The 16,905-nt window shown below is 35.8% G+C and carries 17 protein-coding genes and 1 other RNA gene; all 18 read left to right on the top strand.

The window, feature by feature from the left end; all coding sequences use genetic code 11:
- The first annotated feature begins 15 nt into the window (after positions 1–15).
- The 18 genes from eno (at position 16) to arsD (ending at position 16,905) form a co-directional block, all read left to right on the top strand.
- Positions 16–1,308, top strand: coding sequence for a phosphopyruvate hydratase (gene eno / locus IEV41_RS16820; RefSeq protein ID WP_188389662.1), 1,293 nt, complete (start codon positions 16–18; stop codon positions 1,306–1,308).
- 197 nt (positions 1,309–1,505) lie between these two features.
- Positions 1,506–2,243 carry an oxygen-insensitive NADPH nitroreductase gene (nfsA, locus tag IEV41_RS16815; protein ID WP_188389661.1) on the top strand — a complete coding sequence of 246 codons (738 nt, stop codon included), beginning with the start codon at positions 1,506–1,508 and terminating at the stop codon, positions 2,241–2,243.
- A gap of 81 nt (positions 2,244–2,324) precedes the next feature.
- Positions 2,325–2,558: a preprotein translocase subunit SecG gene (gene secG / locus IEV41_RS16810; RefSeq protein WP_188389660.1), complete on the top strand. Its 234-nt coding sequence runs from the start codon at positions 2,325–2,327 to the stop codon at positions 2,556–2,558.
- Between the two features lie 175 nt (positions 2,559–2,733).
- The gene (locus tag IEV41_RS16805) at positions 2,734–3,468 is read left to right on the top strand and encodes an alpha/beta hydrolase (protein ID WP_188389659.1); all 735 of its coding nucleotides are present in this window, start codon (positions 2,734–2,736) and stop codon (positions 3,466–3,468) included.
- Between the two features lie 31 nt (positions 3,469–3,499).
- Positions 3,500–6,016 (top strand): ribonuclease R, encoded by a 2,517-nt coding sequence (gene rnr / locus IEV41_RS16800; protein WP_188389658.1) that lies wholly within the window; start codon positions 3,500–3,502, stop codon positions 6,014–6,016.
- A gap of 117 nt (positions 6,017–6,133) precedes the next feature.
- Complete coding sequence (gene smpB, locus IEV41_RS16795) at positions 6,134–6,601, top strand: SsrA-binding protein SmpB (protein ID WP_188389657.1); 468 nt, start codon at positions 6,134–6,136, stop codon at positions 6,599–6,601.
- Positions 6,602–6,780: 179 nt separating this feature from the next.
- Positions 6,781–7,136, top strand: a transfer-messenger RNA (tmRNA) gene (gene ssrA / locus IEV41_RS16790).
- A gap of 544 nt (positions 7,137–7,680) precedes the next feature.
- Positions 7,681–8,880 (top strand): hypothetical protein, encoded by a 1,200-nt coding sequence (locus IEV41_RS16785; protein WP_188389656.1) that lies wholly within the window; start codon positions 7,681–7,683, stop codon positions 8,878–8,880.
- The gene (locus tag IEV41_RS16780) at positions 8,849–9,490 is read left to right on the top strand and encodes a hypothetical protein (RefSeq protein WP_188389655.1); all 642 of its coding nucleotides are present in this window, start codon (positions 8,849–8,851) and stop codon (positions 9,488–9,490) included. The genes IEV41_RS16785 and IEV41_RS16780 overlap by 32 nt, the downstream gene beginning before the upstream one ends.
- 3 nt (positions 9,491–9,493) lie before the next feature.
- The gene (locus tag IEV41_RS16775) at positions 9,494–10,120 is read left to right on the top strand and encodes a hypothetical protein (RefSeq protein ID WP_188389654.1); all 627 of its coding nucleotides are present in this window, start codon (positions 9,494–9,496) and stop codon (positions 10,118–10,120) included.
- 442 nt (positions 10,121–10,562) lie between these two features.
- Entirely contained in the window at positions 10,563–10,883 is a 321-nt protein-coding gene (locus IEV41_RS16770) for an ArsR/SmtB family transcription factor (protein ID WP_205181522.1), read from the top strand.
- 104 nt (positions 10,884–10,987) lie between these two features.
- Positions 10,988–12,364, top strand: coding sequence for an FAD-dependent oxidoreductase (locus tag IEV41_RS16765; protein ID WP_188389653.1), 1,377 nt, complete (start codon positions 10,988–10,990; stop codon positions 12,362–12,364).
- 71 nt (positions 12,365–12,435) lie between these two features.
- A complete protein-coding gene (locus IEV41_RS16760) occupies positions 12,436–13,494 on the top strand; it encodes a flavin-containing monooxygenase (protein ID WP_188389652.1) in 1,059 nt (352 codons plus the stop codon).
- A gap of 146 nt (positions 13,495–13,640) precedes the next feature.
- Positions 13,641–14,135 (top strand): arsinothricin resistance N-acetyltransferase ArsN1 family A, encoded by a 495-nt coding sequence (locus IEV41_RS16755; RefSeq protein WP_188389651.1) that lies wholly within the window; start codon positions 13,641–13,643, stop codon positions 14,133–14,135.
- Between the two features lie 476 nt (positions 14,136–14,611).
- The gene (locus IEV41_RS16750; protein ID WP_188389650.1) at positions 14,612–14,959 is read left to right on the top strand and encodes an ArsR/SmtB family transcription factor; all 348 of its coding nucleotides are present in this window, start codon (positions 14,612–14,614) and stop codon (positions 14,957–14,959) included.
- Between the two features lie 29 nt (positions 14,960–14,988).
- Positions 14,989–16,044 carry an ACR3 family arsenite efflux transporter gene (gene arsB / locus IEV41_RS16745; RefSeq protein WP_188389649.1) on the top strand — a complete coding sequence of 352 codons (1,056 nt, stop codon included), beginning with the start codon at positions 14,989–14,991 and terminating at the stop codon, positions 16,042–16,044.
- A gap of 27 nt (positions 16,045–16,071) precedes the next feature.
- Positions 16,072–16,476 carry an arsenate reductase (thioredoxin) gene (gene arsC, locus IEV41_RS16740; RefSeq protein WP_188389648.1) on the top strand — a complete coding sequence of 135 codons (405 nt, stop codon included), beginning with the start codon at positions 16,072–16,074 and terminating at the stop codon, positions 16,474–16,476.
- A 69-nt stretch (positions 16,477–16,545) separates the two neighbouring features.
- A complete protein-coding gene (arsD, locus tag IEV41_RS16735; RefSeq protein WP_188389647.1) occupies positions 16,546–16,905 on the top strand; it encodes an arsenite efflux transporter metallochaperone ArsD in 360 nt (119 codons plus the stop codon).

Raw genomic sequence — 16,905 nt, 5'->3', positions numbered from 1 at the left:
TAAGGAGAGATACTCATGCCATTTATTACTGACGTATATGCTCGCGAAGTATTAGACTCTCGCGGTAACCCTACAGTTGAAGTTGAAGTTTACACAGATTCAGGCGCTTTCGGACGCGCTTTAGTACCATCAGGTGCATCTACTGGTGAATATGAAGCAGTAGAATTACGTGACGGAGACAAGTCTCGTTACTTAGGTAAAGGTGTTCTTAAAGCAGTTGAGAACGTAAACGAAACAATTGCAAAAGCAATCATCGGTTTCGAAGTAACTGACCAAGTTGGTATCGACCGTACAATGATCGAATTAGATGGAACAGAAAACAAAGGAAACTTAGGTGCTAACGCAATCCTTGGTGTTTCTATGGCAGTAGCTCACGCAGCAGCTGATTTCACTGGTCTTCCATTATACCGTTACTTAGGTGGATTCAACGCGAAGCAATTACCAACTCCAATGATGAACATCATCAACGGTGGTTCTCATGCTGACAACAACGTTGACTTCCAAGAATTCATGATCTTACCAGTTGGAGCGCCAACATTCAAAGAAGCAGTTCGTATGGGTGCTGAAGTATTCCACGCGTTAAAATCAGTATTATCTGCTAAAGGCTTAAACACTGCAGTAGGTGACGAAGGTGGATTCGCTCCAAACCTTGGTTCTAACAAAGAAGCTTTAGAAGTAATCATCGAAGCTATTGAGAAAGCTGGATACAAAGCTGGCGACGATATCATGTTAGGTATGGACGTTGCTTCTTCTGAGTTCTACAGCAAAGAAACTGGCAAGTATGAGTTAGCTGGCGAAGGTAAATCATTAACTTCAGCTGAAATGGTAGACTTCTACGAGCAATTATGCAACGAATTCCCAATCATCTCTATCGAAGACGGCTTAGATGAGAACGACTGGGATGGTCACAAATTATTAACTGAGCGCTTAGGCACAAAAGTTCAATTAGTAGGTGACGACTTATTCGTAACAAACACGAAGAAGTTAGCTGAAGGTATCGAAAAAGGTATCTCTAACTCAATCTTAATCAAAGTTAACCAAATCGGTACTTTAACTGAAACGTTTGAAGCTATCGAAATGGCTAAACGTGCTGGTTACACAGCTGTTATCTCTCACCGTTCTGGAGAAACTGAAGATGCTACAATCGCTGACATCGCAGTTGCTACAAACGCTGGACAAATCAAAACAGGTTCTATGTCTCGTACAGACCGCGTTGCGAAATACAACCAATTATTACGCATCGAAGACGAGTTACAAGAATTAGCTGTATACGACGGTTCTAAATCTTTCTACAACTTAAAGAAATAAGTTTAGATACGATTTGATTGTCTAGTAACAGTCATATGAGAGAGGTCTCTTGTTCACATGGACAGGAGGCCTTTTTGTTATCCACATGTTAATAACTTTGCGAACATACGTGCCGTTTATCCACAAAGTTCTCCACAATTAGGTAAATGCTGTGGAGAACTTACATTTGTATTATAATAAAGAAGAGGTGATTAGGAATGAATGAAACGATTAATTTAATGATGAATCATGCATCTGTACGCAAGTATAAAGAGGAAATGATTCCGAAAGAAACAGTAGAGAAGATTGTATATGCAGCGCAACATGCGGCTTCGTCTAACTTTGTGCAAGCATATTCAATCATTCACGTAACAGATCAAGCGTTAAAAGAGAAACTAGCTGAGCTTTCAGGCAATAAGCACGTAAGTACGTGTGGTGCTTTCTTGTTATGCTGTGCAGATTTCAAGCGCTTGGCACACGCAGCAACGATGCATGACAAAGAATTAGTAGCGGATACGATGGAAAGCTTACTTGTTACAACAATTGATGTTACATTACTTTCACAAAATATCGCACTAGCGGCCGAATCATTAGGATACGGTATTTGCTACATTGGTGGTGTCCGCAACAACCCTCAACAAATTAGTCAATTAGTAAACCTTCCAGATAGAGTAGTACCATTATTCGGTATGACAATTGGTGTGCCGGATGAAGAACAATTAGTGAAGCCACGCTTACCAGTAAGTGCTGTTCTACATGAAAATACATACGACGGGGAACAATATACACAAACACTACCTGCATACGATGAAACGATGCGAGAATATTATAAGACACGTCTTACAAATCAAAAGGATATGACATGGACTGGAAGTATGGCTGATTTCTTATCAGTAGAGCGTAGAATGTATCTACAAGAAGTATTAGAAGAACGAGGACTCCTTCGCAAACAGTAAGAGGCAAAAACCTATACTTGTGGTACATACTTATTTATGGTAAATTGGAAGTAATGTATAAGTGTGTAGGAGGAATACGTGATGCATACAGCTGCAACGGTTTTATTAATCATTGTAAGTATTGCAATGATTCTACTAGTATTGCTTCAATCTAGTAAGAGCACAGGCTTATCTGGTGCGATCTCAGGTGGAGCAGAGCAATTATTCGGTAAGCAAAAAGCACGTGGTGTGGATGCTGTATTACACCGTTTAACAATTGTTTGTGCGGTACTATTCTTTGTATTAACAATATTAGTGACGTATCTTCAAGTATAATAAGGAAACCGTCCGTAATTACGGACGGTTTTTCTTATACCATGCGAATAGGGAAGTTGTGGAATAATCGTTCATTCTTTTCCATATGCCAATTGTATTTATAAACAGGTTAGTTGGTTTCTATATATTCTTTCGTTACAATATAAACAACGTAGAAAAAGGAGTGGCTTAGCAAATGAAAATAGCATTACCAAAACCATTCACATTTGAAGGTGGAGACAAGGCAGTATTATTATTACATGGCTTCACAGGAAGTTCAGCGGATGTGCGTATGATTGGCCGTTATTTAGAAAAGCGTGGCTATACATGCCATGCCCCTCATTATAAAGGACATGGTGTACCGCCGGAAGAGTTAGTACATTCAGGTCCAGCTGATTGGTGGCAAGATGTAGTAGATGGATACAACTTCTTAAAAGAAAAAGGACATGACAAAATTGCTGTTGTAGGATTGTCACTTGGTGGCGTATTCTCACTTAAACTAGGATATACAATGCCTGTAATGGGAATTGTACCAATGTGTGCACCAATGTACATAAAGAGCGAGGAAATCATGTATCAAGGTGTATTAGACTACGCACGTGAATTCAAAAAGCGTGAAGGGAAATCACCAGAAGTAATTGAACAAGAAATTTCGGCATTTGAACCAATGGGTACGTTGAAAGAATTACAAGCATTAATTGCGGATGTACGTAATTCAATTGATATGATTTATACACCAACATTTGTTGTGCAAGCACGTCACGATAATATGATTAACACAGACAGTGCGAATATTATTTATAATAATGTAGAAACGGATGATAAGAAGCTGAAGTGGTATGAAGAATCATCACATGTTATTACATTAGATAAAGAAAAAGAACAACTACATGAAGATATTTATGCGTTTTTAGAAACGTTAGATTGGTAAAGCTAGTAGTATAGAGAGAAGGAGGTCTGTAATGGACAACATCCAACAAAATATAGACAAATTATTAGCCTTTATGAAAGAAGAGGCATATAAACCATTAACGGTACAAGAGCTTGAAGAAGCGTTTGGCATTGAAGAGGCTGCTGACTTCAAGGCTTTTGTAAAAGCATTAATTACAATGGAGGACCAAGGATTAGTCGTACGTACGAGAAGTAATCGATATGGTCTACCAGAGAAAATGAATTTACTGCGTGGAAAAGTAACAGGTCATGCGAAAGGATTCGCATTCGTTGTATTAGATGAGCAAGGAGCAGAAGATATTTTCATTCCACCAAATGAATTAAATGGTGCCCTGCATGGAGATATCGTTCTTGTACGTGTAAGTGAAGAATCTTCTGGCTCACGAAGAGAAGGTACGATTGTCCGTATTATTGAGCGCGGAACGACAGAAATCGTCGGCACATATTCCCCATCGAAAGGCTTCGGATTTGTTACTCCTGATGATAAACGTATTATCAGCGACATCTTTATTCCTAAGAAGGTATCAATGGGAGCTGTGGATGGACATAAAGTAGTTGTGAAAATTACAAGCTTCCCGGAAGGACGGTTGAGTGCAGAGGGAGAAGTTATTAACATTTTAGGTCACAAAAATGATCCAGGTGTTGATATTTTATCCGTTATCCACAAGCATGGCTTGCCGCAAGCATTCCCAGTTGAAGTGTTAGAACAAGCAAATGATGTACCAGAAGAAATTAATGAAGCAGATATTGGGAAACGTCGTGACCTTCGTGATCAAGTTATCGTCACGATTGATGGTGCAGATGCGAAAGACTTAGATGATGCAGTTACAGTTACGAAATTAGCGAATGGTAATTATAAGCTAGGTGTTCATATCGCAGATGTAACACATTATGTAAAAGAAGGTTCATCAATTGATGTAGAGGCGGCAGACCGTGGAACGAGTATTTACTTAGTTGATCGCGTAATTCCGATGATTCCACATCGTTTGTCGAACGGTATTTGTTCCCTTAATCCACAAGTGAATCGTTTCACCCTTTCTTGTGAGATGGAATTTAATCCACAAGGTGAAGTCGTGAGTCATGAGATTTTCGAAAGTATCATTAAAACGACAGAACGAATGACGTATACTGATGTGAATAAGATTTTAGAAGACAAAGATGAAGCGCTAATGAAGCGTTATGAGTCACTTGTGCCAATGTTTGAGTTGATGGCAGAGCTAGCGAGTGTCTTACGTAACAAACGTATGAACCGTGGTGCAATCGACTTTGATTTCTCAGAAGCAAAAGTAATTGTGGATGAAGATGGAAAGCCTGTGGATATCGCCTTGCGTGAACGTTCTGTAGCAGAGCGTTTAATTGAAGAGTTCATGCTTGCAGCGAATGAAACAGTGGCAGAACATTTCCACTGGATGAATGTACCGTTTATGTACCGTATCCATGAAGACCCGAAAGAAGAGAAGTTAGAACGTTTCTTCGAGTTCATTACAAACTTTGGATATGTCGTAAAAGGTTCAGCGAACGATATTCACCCGCATTCACTGCAACAAGTGCTTGATATGGTGAAAGGGCAGCCGGAAGAGGCGGTTATTTCTACTGTATTACTACGCTCAATGCGACAAGCGAAGTATGATGCAGAAAGTATTGGACATTTTGGGTTATCCACACAATTCTATACACATTTCACATCACCGATTCGCCGTTATCCAGATTTAATTGTCCACAGATTAATTCGTACGTATTTAATCGAAGGAAAAGTAGATGAAGGAACCAAGGCGAAATGGAAAGATAAGCTTCAACAAATTGCTGATCACTCTTCTAGCATGGAGCGCCGTGCTGTAGATGCAGAGCGTGAGACAGATGACTTGAAGAAAGCAGAATACATGCTTGATAAGATTGGTGAAGAGTTCGAAGGTATTATTAGTTCTGTAACGAATTTTGGTATGTTTGTTGAATTACCAAATACAATTGAAGGTCTTGTACATGTAAGCTACTTAACAGACGATTACTATCGTTATGATGAGCGTCAGTATGCCATGATTGGAGAGCGTACAGGTAACGTCTTCCGTATTGGTGATGAAATCAAGATTCGTGTCGTGAACGTTAATAAAGACGAGCGTGCAATCGATTTTGAAATTGTCGGTATGAAAGGTTCGCCACGTCGTGAGCGAAGAGATCGTCCAGTTGTAATTGATAGCTCAAGAGGTGGACGTAAGAAACGTGGAGATCGCGAGAATGAGCGTTCAAGTGGCCGTGGTAGTCGAAGTAGAGGCGGACGTAGTTCTCAAGGCCAAGAGTCAAGAGTACGTGGAGGCGACCGAGGATCTCGTGGTAGAGGTGCGAAGCAAGCTGAAGGTGGAAGCGAAGCTCAAGGAAGAGAGTTAAAACCACGTGAAGGCGGAAGAGGCACACAAGGTCAAGAAGCTAAAGCACGCAGAAGCGGAAGTGGAAAGCCAGGAACAGATAAGAAGAAAAAAGGTTTCTTTGAAAGTGTCCCAGGCTTCAAGAAGAAAAAGAAAAAGCGTAAATAAAGATAATACAAGTAGGTTTCGGTTATCTAACTGAAGCCTACTTTTTAACTATAAGCTATGTAGATTCTTTTACCGTATTTTGCTACAATAATACAAACAGAGAAAGGGGGAAATGAGATGCCAAAAGGAGAAGGAAAAGTTCTTGCCCAAAATAAGAAAGCACATCACGATTATTTTATTGAAGAAACGTACGAAGCCGGTATGGTACTTCAAGGTACAGAAATTAAGAGCTTACGTGCAGGTCGTGTGAACTTACAGGATTCTTATGCGCAAGTCAAAAACGGTGAACTATGGTTATTAGGCTTACATATTAGTCCATATGAGCAAGGGAATCGCTATAATCACGATCCATTACGTTCTCGTAAATTGTTACTACATAAGAAACAAATTCTTGAATTAATGGGTTATTCGAAAGAAACAGGTTATGCGATTATTCCATTAAAGATCTACTTAAAGAATGGTTTTGCCAAGTTATTAGTTGGTCTTGGTAAAGGGAAGAAAAACTACGACAAGCGTGAAGACTTAAAGCGAAAAGAAGCAAAACGTGAAATTGAGCGCGCATTCCGCGATCGTCAAAAAATATAATTTACAATAACTTACAATTGTTTGTTTTGGAAGTTATGCTATAATAAGAAATGTAGTCAGCAACAAGCTACGAACAAAGTATAGAATGCATAACGAACATGTGTTATAATAGAATAAGTTGCCAGTATGAAATGAAACAAGCATTGAACACTCTCGTAAGTGTCACATATCTTATATATGGGGACGTTACGGATTCGACAGGGGTAGTTCGAGCTTAAGTCGCGAGTCGAGGGGATCGGCCTCGTTAAAACGTCAAAGCCTATAACTGGCAAACAAAACAATTTCGCTTTAGCAGCTTAATGCTAAAGGCCTCTCCTACCCATCGCCCATGTGGTTAGTTTAGAGAGGTTCACTTATTAGTGGGCTACGCTGGAGTTCGCCGTCTGAGGGCGAAGGAAGAGATTAATCAGACTAGCTACGTGGACGCCCGTCGGTTGGCATATACGTTAGCGAAACTCAAATAAATCGACTACGCTCGTAGAAGCTTAAGTGCCGATACTTTTGGACGTGGGTTCGACTCCCACCGTCTCCACCAAATACATATTTGGTGGTTTTTTTATTTGTGTTGTGACTTCAACCATATGTTTTCCTAAAATGAAAGCTTATGCTTGAAAATACTTGGTGAAAATTTATGCTTGAATAATGTACAAAAACAAAAAAATAGCTATTTTTAAGAGAATAAATTGGTTACCTATGTTAAATACAAGTAGTTTATTTTTTCTAGCAAAATTGTGATTTGAACCATAAATTTGCCAAATGGCAAGGTTATGGTTCTTTTTATGTTTGGCAAATTTATGCTTCCGTTATTATAATTTTATTTTATATCTCGAGTAACCATATGAAATGAAAATAAAGCATGGCCATTAGGTCATGCTTTATTTTTTAAGGAGAAAGTTAAAATTGTAGCTTAACATAAGATAACGTAGCTTTGGATAAAGTGAAGGGGTTTTTTAGTATAAAGAAAAAACTAGTGATTTTTAGTTAAAATATAATTAGTTAAATATGCTTAATTTAGTTATTTATTGTAATATTGATAATATAAAAGTTTTTCGAATTAATATCTTTGGGGGAGATTAGATTTGTTAACTCATAATACACTTAGAAATATTTATAAAAAGGACTTTGAAGATTTCTTTCGACTTCATAAGGTTCACAGGCGCTCTGTACGTATTGTTCCAGAAACGGGACAAGATAGATATACACCTATTCAGAATATAATTACAGAAGAATTGGAATCTCAAGAAAAATTTTCTGATACAAGCTTTGATGAATTTATGTACCAACAATTATTTTATTCAATTAATAATTGGCACTATGTGTATAAAAATGAAGATTGTATATTTAATAGTAATACATCATTAGAAGATGTTATATATTTTTTAGAAATGCATCCAGCACTTAATTTCAATAAACCACTTACTGATAATCTTGGGAGTGAGAGGTATTTATTATGTACTACTCGGATAGAGGTAATTGATGATTGCCTTAAGAGTATAAATTTTTTAATTAAGATTGGAGATGTGGAATCGAATTCTGAAAACTGTTATTTTTTCTCAGCTATTACGATCGATTTAGAACATAATTTAGTTATAATTAGATTTAATCAAAATTCACTTGAATCTTTTGAAGAGGATCCATCTGATGTACTTGTAAAATTGAAGGATTTGTTAAATGGTGCATCTCAGAGAGATGGAGTAATTAGTCCGTTTGAATCCTTGAATTTAAATGTCATAGGGCTTAACGAAGAAGTATCCAAAAGAATAATCTCTACTTTATTTAAGGAGTTAAGTTCCGAAGCTGAAGATATTTTAAATGCACGTGTTCCGGAAAATACTGAGAATGATATAAGAGAATTTTTAGAGAACAAAGGCTTACCATGTGAAGAAGATTATGTACAGCAGATAAAATCTGTGCTTTATCAGGATATTTCGCAAACTTGTGCAGATACAATCTTTGCAAATGGCTGGGTTTTTAGATTTGTATTTCGTGAAGGAAGATTAACTAGAGCTTCTTCGAGAACAGATGATAGAAGCCCAATATACGGTTCAAAAGTATATTGGCATTTGAAGGAGCTTATATTTAAAAGTGAAGAAATGTATGAAGCAGGTTTTTTATGGTATTTAGAAAATCCAGGAGAATTTGAAGAAGCAAAGTATGTTGAAGTACGCTTAGAATCGAGAAATGATTCATTAATTCTCCATTACTATTATAAAATGAGGACATCAGACAGAAAGGAGAAGGAAGAATTTGTATTACGAAAAATTAACTCATATTTTTAAAAAGATGAAGCTTCAAGAGCAATTTCCTAATATTTCACTTGATGAATTTGATAAATTCATTAGAAAACAACTAGTATACAATGATAAATATATAAGTCCATATAAGTTTGCTTTAGAACAAAGTGTAACGGTAAATGATAGTGTTAAATTTTTTATGTATTTTACAGGTGATGAAGGGATTTTTGATATTGTTTCTTATGCAGAATGTTCTAAGCCATCATGCTTTAACAGTAGAATTTACTTTGATATTAACAATGTAGATGAACAAATATTTTGTGAAGAATGTGGAAAGATTTATTCATTCGATACCATAAAGAGACATATTAAAATTTTATTTAAACTCAAAGAATCAATAACAATTCCGGATAAAGCCCAAAGGATATCACGTAGAGATCCAAATTCAGCATATGAGGCTTTAAGGGAGTTACATCCAAATTTAAAGAAACAATCCCCTCCATCTTTAAGTAATGCTCCAACTTGTGATGGAGGGGAGAAAAGGGAAGCTGGAATTGATTTAGAGGTAGTTTTAGAAATTTCAACTGAAACAGGAATGCCTGTTATATCGGCTGTAGAAAAGTTTAAAAATAAAATACAATCATTGGCAGGATAGAAGATGGATAAAAGTTTGAATCGTATTAGTTTTATTTTTGGATTGCTTATAGGTACTTTTTGTGTGGTATATTTAACAGTGTTTTTTTTACAACATAAGTTTGAAAAGCCGTGGGATGCTATTTGGACAAGTTCTCTTGGTTTTATAGGAACAATAGCTGGTAGCTGTATAGGTGGATTGGTTGCTTATCGTGTTGCCCTAGGTCAGATACATGCTCAAACGCAAAATGAGAAAACTAAACAAGAAAAACTTCAAGATAGATTGAGTAGTAGAATAAAGGATGAGTTACAGAATAATAAGAAATTCATTGAAGATTTAAAAGAGCTTCTTCGAGAAATGGAAAATGATTTTAAAGAATTATCTGTAGAGATTTCAAAAGAAAATCCAGAAGTTTTAGAAGGAATTATTGTAATTACTTCACAAATAGAAACAGATTTACTGTTACAACTTCGTTCAGAATTATTTGATATACGGTATGTTAATTTGCATAAAAGAATAGAAATTTTAGATAAGATTAATAAAAATTGTGAGAACTTACAAAAACAAAAAGTACCAGCGTATATTGCTATTACATTAAAAAGATTATTGGAACTTTCGGGAGAATATATTAACTTGTCACATGATGAGTAATTTTAGCTAAATTCAATAAAAAAGGCCATCAAATTAGATGGCCTTTTTTATTGAATTTAAATTATATTAGTTTTTATATCTATTTCTAATTGATAGGGCTTGAATAGTTGATAATCTAATCAATTGTGATATAGAAATCTAAGCACTTCAACTTTAATTCTCTTGATTCTCCACATAAGGGTCTTGCTGACGATATACATTAAGGGGATTTTTGGGAAACGAGCCCGTTTTTTACGCTGTTAATCTATAATAGCAGGAAAGTAAAGATAGATCTTGATCTCGAAGTTTTAATCAGAAATGGATGTAAGCCTTTAAAAAGAATAGGATGGTTGTGATAAGGTTAATAAATATAAAATCAATTTTTTTTGATTAATTAGTTGTGAAATAAGGAATGTAGGCATATAATAGAAACATCAATAAAAATTGATTTAAGGAGAATAATGTGGAAGAGTTAAATTTATATAAACAATCTAATATACAATATTTTGAAATTTATGAAAGGAAGTTCAAGGCATTAGCTGATCAAAAACGTCTGCATATTTTATATGAATTATGTCAGCGTGGAGAAACGTGTGTTTGTGATTTAACAGAAATTCTTGGTTTACCACAATCGAAGCTTTCATATCATTTGAAAATGTTGTTGGATGCCAATCTTATTACAAAGGAAACAAAAGGAACTTGGAGTTATTACAACATTAATAAAGCAGAAGTCGATGCATTATTATCTGAACAATTATGCTGTATTTTCCGTCCTATGTCATAATGGTGGGCGGAAAATGCAGTAATCTACAAAATAAATCAATTTTTTTTGATTTAAAGTGAGTTAAATGCAAATAAAATATTCTAAAAGAGATAAGGAGAATTTTTATGGAATCTATTCATATCCCATTTAAAACAAATAATTGTTGTGGAACAAAAACGCAATCATTGAAAGTAGATACGTGTTTGCCGGAGGTTAAACCATTACCAGTAGCTATTATTGGAGGAGGACCTATCGGGCTTGCAGCAGCGGCTCACTTAGCGAAAAATGGAGAGTCGTTTATTTTATTAGAAGCTGGAGAAAGTATAGGATCTAATATTCTAACTTGGGGACATGTACGTTTATTTTCAGCTTGGCAATATAACATAGATAAAGAAGCTGTGAATCTTCTTGAACAGCATGAATGGCAATCTCCAGACTTGAAAGCTTTGCCAACAGGAAAAGAGATTGTTGAACAATACTTAAAGCCACTAGCAAACCTACCTGTAATAAAACCATTTATTCATTTGAATACAAGGGTTTTATCTGTAGGCAGGAAAGATAACGATAAAATGAAAACGGCTAATCGTGAAAATAAGCCATTTATAATTTATACAGAAAAAGAAGGGGTACTTCAAGTGTTTGAAGCTAGAGCTGTATTAGATGCTTCTGGTACTTGGGGAAATCCTAATCCTGCAAATTCTAATGGTATTTGGTTAAAAGAAGAGACATCCCTTAAAGAGCATATTTTTTATGGCATTCCAGATATTTTAGGGAAAGAACAAAAAAAATATATAAATAAGCGTGTAGCTGTTGTAGGAAGTGGTCATTCAGCCATTAATACTTTATTAGACTTAGCTACATTAAAAGAATCTTATCCAGAAACTAATATAGTTTGGATTATGAGAAAACAAAGAGTTGAGGAAGCTTATGGAGGCGAAGAAAAAGATGCGTTAGAAGCTCGTGGCGCTTTGGGTAGCCGTATTCATCATTTAGTTGATGAAGGAAAGATAACGGTAGTTACACCATACAAAATTCAATATGTATCTGGCACAAAGAATGGAATGGATATTGTAGGTCATAAAGATGAGAAAGAGATGAAACTTACTGATATCAATGAGATGATTGTAAATACGGGTAATCGTCCTAATCTATCGATGATACGAGAGATACGTACTTCTATTGATTCTAGCACTGAAAGTGTAGAGACGTTGGCACCACTTATTGATCCTAATCTTCATAGCTGTGGTACGGTTCGACCGCATGGTGAAAAAGAACTTCGTCATCTAGAAAAGGACTTTTATATTGTGGGTGCGAAGAGTTACGGGAGAGCCCCAACTTTCTTAATGGCAACAGGTTATGAACAAGTTAGGTCAATTGTTGCTTATCTTTCTGGAGATTATGAGGCAGCTGCAAAAGTGGAGCTTGATTTACCAGAGACTGGCGTTTGTAGCATTAATTTAAAGCCTAATCAAGTGGATGATTCTTGTTGTGGAACAGTTTAATTTCCTTAAAATACTACCTTCAAGTAACATTGATTGTCAGCGTATCTAGGAGATGAAAAGGGGGAATTAAATTGGAAACAATATTAGATTCCATTGTAATAGGAGGAGGGCAATCTGGGCTCGCGTCTGGTTACCATCTGCAAAAGGAAGGTTTAAACTTTCTAATTTTAGAAGCCGGTCAACAAGCTGTTGGATCTTGGCCCAACTACTATGATAGCTTAAAATTGTTTTCTCCAGCACGTTTTTCATCGTTACCTGGAATGAAGTTTTCAAGTGGTCCTAATGATTATCCTACGAGAGATGAAGTAATTAGTTATTTACATAATTACGTGAATCACTTTCAGTTACCAATTAGGATAAATCAACAAGTTGAGTCTGTAGAGAAGAATGATGACGTATTTAGAATTCAAACCGTCTCTGGAGATATATTTCAGGCAAAAACTATTATTAATACAACGGGTTCTTTCAAGAACCCGTTTAAACCGATAATAAAGGACCAAGAACTCTTTAAAGGACAAATTCTTCATTCGTCTATGTATCGAAATCCAAGTTGTTTTAGTGAACAACGGGTATTGGTAGTTGGGGGAGGTAATTCTGCTGTTCAAATTGCACTTGAACTAGCCGATGTAAGTAGAACTTCTTTAGCTGTACGAAAGCCTGTGAAATTCGTGAAGCAAAAGATATTAGGTATAGATATACACTTTTGGTTTAAGGTCTTCGGACTAGATGCCTTTCCATTTTGGAGGTTTAGAAAAATGGCACCTAATCCAGGTGGAGTTATCGATTTAGGTGACTATAAGACACGATTAGATAAAGGGAATCCGAAACAAGAACCAATGTTTACCTCCTTTTATGCTGATGGTGTAATCTGGCCAGATGGAAGGAAGGAACCAGTAGATGTAGTCATCTTTGCGACTGGATACCATTCTAATCTTTCTTATCTTAATTCTATTGGCGCATTGGATTCAGAAGGGAAACCCTTGCAAATAGCTGGTATAAGTACAAATATACAAGGTGTTTACTATGTTGGATTAGAAGGTCAGCGTTCGTTTTCTTCTGCAACATTACGAGGAGTAGGAAAAGATGCTGAATTCGTTGTGAAAAAGTTATTGTCTTATCTAAAAAATTGAGGGTTTGATATTACGGTGAATACCGTCCCCATTTCTTAATGAAGAAGTAAATTTATTATTGCTGATTACGAATTCTGCTTGGCATAGGTTGGATTTAGGGGCATGGGGACATTGGTGTTAATAATTAAACCGATGGGAGATAGGCTATGGAGATTAGGTATGCTACTGAACAAGATATTCAAGAAGTTACGGCTATCTACAATGAGGGTATTGAGGATCGGATTGCAACTTTAGAAACAGATACAAAGACAGATATTTATATCAAAGAAAAGCTATTTAAGAGAGAAGAAAGGTATTCAGTAATTGTAATAGTAGAGAATGCTCAGGTTGTTGGTTGGGCTTCAATTAATCCATATAATCAACGGAGTGCTTATCGGGGGGTAGGAGAAGTATCTATCTATATAAAAAGAGAATATCGAGGCAAAGGGGTAGGACAAAAGCTACTTACTTCTTTAGAAAGGATAGGGGTACAAAATGAATTTTATAAATTTGTTTTGTTTACTTTTCCTTTCAATAATCTAGGTCAAGGATTGTATCATAAAATGGGATATCGTGAAGTAGGTGTATTTGAAAAACAAGGAGTAATGGATGGCAAGCATATAGATGTTATGATTATGGAAAAATTGCTAATGACAGAATAGACAATTCTTTATCTTAGGCTATCAGGGGTTATATAGATGTTAATTTATAGTACGATTATGTTAATAGTTAACTTTAAAAAACTTATTATAGTATGAAGTGGGGGATAGTTCTGGTAGATCAATTATTTATCTTGGGTATATATGTTCTAATTTTTCTATTGTGTATGTATATTGTGAATGAATATCAAAAAGAGAAAATTAGCAAACAGCATTTCTTAATATGGTTACTTTTTGTCTTTTTAACGGGACCAATTGCATTTACTATCTACATTATTTTAGATAGAAATAAGAAGAGTAGTTAGCCTAAATTTCGATTGAAGGATATAAGAGTAAAAGTTCTATAAATAATTATTATTTTAGTTGAATATATAAGTACTTAGTTATATACTTATTTGGTGAGTTGCTATGTTCAACGTTTATTTTTTTATCCGACATATAAGTACATACTTATATCATTATAAGGGGTAGGTGTAAAAATGCAAAAAACAGTTACAGAATTAACGAGAGCGTCACAATTATTGAAGTTACTAGGAGATAAAACACGATTAACAATTGTGTCTATTCTAAAACACCGTGAATGTTGTGTCTGTGAACTCCTTGAAGTCTTTGATATGAGTCAACCTTCTATCAGCCAACATCTTCGTAAATTAAAGGATTTAGGCTTAGTCCAGGAGGAACGTAGAGGACAATGGATTTACTATTCTTTAAATCATGGAAGTGATTTATATACACTTCTGGAAGACATTTTAGAGCATGTGCCAGATCAAGTAGAGAAAATCCAACAAATTGAAAAGAGCAATCCTACACTTAAGTGTGGTTGTTAATAAATAATTTAGAAGGGAAAGTGAGAAGAATGAGCAACATAGGAAAAAAGCGTCTATCCTTTCTAGATAGGTATCTAACCCTTTGGATTTTTCTTGCGATGGCAGTAGGAATTGGACTGGGTTATCTATCTCCTGGATTTGTTGATGGACTGAACAGTTTACAGGTAGGAACAACTTCTATCCCACTTGCTATTGGTTTAATTTTAATGATGTACCCACCACTTGCAAAAGTTCGTTATGAAGAGATGGGGCGTGTATTTAAAGACGTAAAAGTATTGGTGCTATCACTAGTGCAAAACTGGATTATTGGTCCTGTTTTGATGTTTGCTTTGGCTGTTATATTCTTGCCAGATAAGCCTGAATATATGGTGGGCTTAATCCTGATAGGCTTAGCACGCTGTATTGCAATGGTTATTGTTTGGAATGATCTAGCAGAAGGTGATTCAGAGTATGCGGCAGGTTTAGTTGCTTTTAACTCTGTATTCCAAATGTTATTTTTCTCAGTATATGCGTATGTATTTGTAACTGTAATTCCAGAATGGCTTGGAATTGAAGGTGCTGTTGTAGATATTACAATGGGAGAAGTTGCGCAATCGGTCTTCATTTATTTAGGAATCCCGTTTATCGCTGGAATATTAACACGCTTAATCTTTGTAAAAGCCAAAGGTCGAGAGTGGTATGAAAAAGTATTCATTCCAAAAATCAGCCCAATTACATTAATTGCATTGTTATTTACAATTATCATGATGTTCTCATTAAAAGGGGAAGCCATTGTTAGTGTCCCATTTGATGTTGTACGTATTGCGATTCCATTACTTATTTACTTTGTATTAATGTTCTTTGTCTCTTTCTACATGGGGAAAAAGGTTGGTGCAAGTTATGGAGTATCGACAACATTAGCTTTTACAGCTGGAAGTAACAACTTTGAATTAGCTATTGCTGTAGCAGTAGGTGTATTTGGAATTCATTCTGGCGCAGCGTTTGCAGCAGTTATCGGTCCTTTAGTAGAAGTACCAGTTATGATTGCCTTAGTAAATGTAGCGTTTTGGTTCCGACGTAAATACTTTCAAACACAATTAAAATAATTATTCATACTAAAGGTGGAAATTACTATGGAAAACAAAAAAACAATTTATTTCTTATGCACAGGAAACTCTTGTCGTAGCCAAATGGCAGAAGCTTGGGGTAAAAAATATTTAGGTGACAAATGGAATGTATATTCTGCTGGTATTGAGGCACATGGAGTAAATCCAAATGCAATTAAAGCAATGAATGAGGTGGATATTGATATTACGGATCAAACATCTGATATCATTAGCCGTGATATTTTAGATAGCGCTGATTTAGTTGTAACACTTTGTGGTCATGCGAATGATGTATGTCCAACAACTCCACCACACGTAACACGTGTTCACTGGGGATTTGAAGATCCAGCTGGTCAAGAGTGGGCTGTATTCCAACGTGTACGTGATGAAATTGGTGCACGTATTAAGAAGTTCGCTGAGACAGGTGAATAATTAACAAGTATATAAAATAGCCGAGAATTTTTTCTCGGCTTATTTTTTAAAGAAGGGAAGAAATCAAAGATGAAAAAGATTGAAATTTTTGATCCTGCAATGTGTTGTTCTACAGGAGTATGTGGACCAAGTGTTGATCCTGAGTTAATCCGTATTTCAGTAGCAGTTAATAATTTAAAGAATAAAGGGATAGATGTAAGTCGTTTTAATCTTGCCAGTGAACCGGATGCTTTTGTAACGAACAGTCTTATTAACCAGTTATTAACGGATAAAGGAGCAGATGTATTACCTGTTACTTTAGTCGATGGAAAGGTAGTAAAAGAAAAAGAGCATCTTTCAAATGAAGAATTAGCAGAGCTAACGAATTTGACAGAAGAAGAATTGAGCCAGAAGCCAAGGGTGCGTTTAAATCTAAATGTAAAAAAATAA

It is taken from the genome of Priestia taiwanensis (assembly GCF_014638355.1).
GTDB classification, from domain to species: Bacteria; Bacillota; Bacilli; order Bacillales; family Bacillaceae_G; genus Priestia_D; species Priestia_D taiwanensis.
The sequence above is the reverse complement of the archived record's forward strand: the minus strand, read 5'-3'. Positions and strand labels throughout refer to the sequence as shown.

Excerpts from the sequence above, each read along its gene's own strand:
- arsC (WP_188389648.1), top strand. The coding sequence starts at position 16,072 with ATGGAAAACAAAAAAACAATTTATTTCTTATGCACAGGAAACTCTTGT.
- nfsA (WP_188389661.1), top strand. The coding sequence starts at position 1,506 with ATGAATGAAACGATTAATTTAATGATGAATCATGCATCTGTACGCAAG.
- rnr (WP_188389658.1), top strand. The coding sequence starts at position 3,500 with ATGGACAACATCCAACAAAATATAGACAAATTATTAGCCTTTATGAAA.
- IEV41_RS16750 (WP_188389650.1), top strand. The coding sequence starts at position 14,612 with ATGCAAAAAACAGTTACAGAATTAACGAGAGCGTCACAATTATTGAAG.
- smpB (WP_188389657.1), top strand. The coding sequence starts at position 6,134 with ATGCCAAAAGGAGAAGGAAAAGTTCTTGCCCAAAATAAGAAAGCACAT.
- IEV41_RS16805 (WP_188389659.1), top strand. The coding sequence starts at position 2,734 with ATGAAAATAGCATTACCAAAACCATTCACATTTGAAGGTGGAGACAAG.
- arsB (WP_188389649.1), top strand. The coding sequence starts at position 14,989 with ATGAGCAACATAGGAAAAAAGCGTCTATCCTTTCTAGATAGGTATCTA.
- IEV41_RS16755 (WP_188389651.1), top strand. The coding sequence starts at position 13,641 with ATGGAGATTAGGTATGCTACTGAACAAGATATTCAAGAAGTTACGGCT.
- arsD (WP_188389647.1), top strand. The coding sequence starts at position 16,546 with ATGAAAAAGATTGAAATTTTTGATCCTGCAATGTGTTGTTCTACAGGA.
- eno (WP_188389662.1), top strand. The coding sequence starts at position 16 with ATGCCATTTATTACTGACGTATATGCTCGCGAAGTATTAGACTCTCGC.
- IEV41_RS16775 (WP_188389654.1), top strand. The coding sequence starts at position 9,494 with ATGGATAAAAGTTTGAATCGTATTAGTTTTATTTTTGGATTGCTTATA.
- secG (WP_188389660.1), top strand. The coding sequence starts at position 2,325 with ATGCATACAGCTGCAACGGTTTTATTAATCATTGTAAGTATTGCAATG.
- IEV41_RS16765 (WP_188389653.1), top strand. The coding sequence starts at position 10,988 with ATGGAATCTATTCATATCCCATTTAAAACAAATAATTGTTGTGGAACA.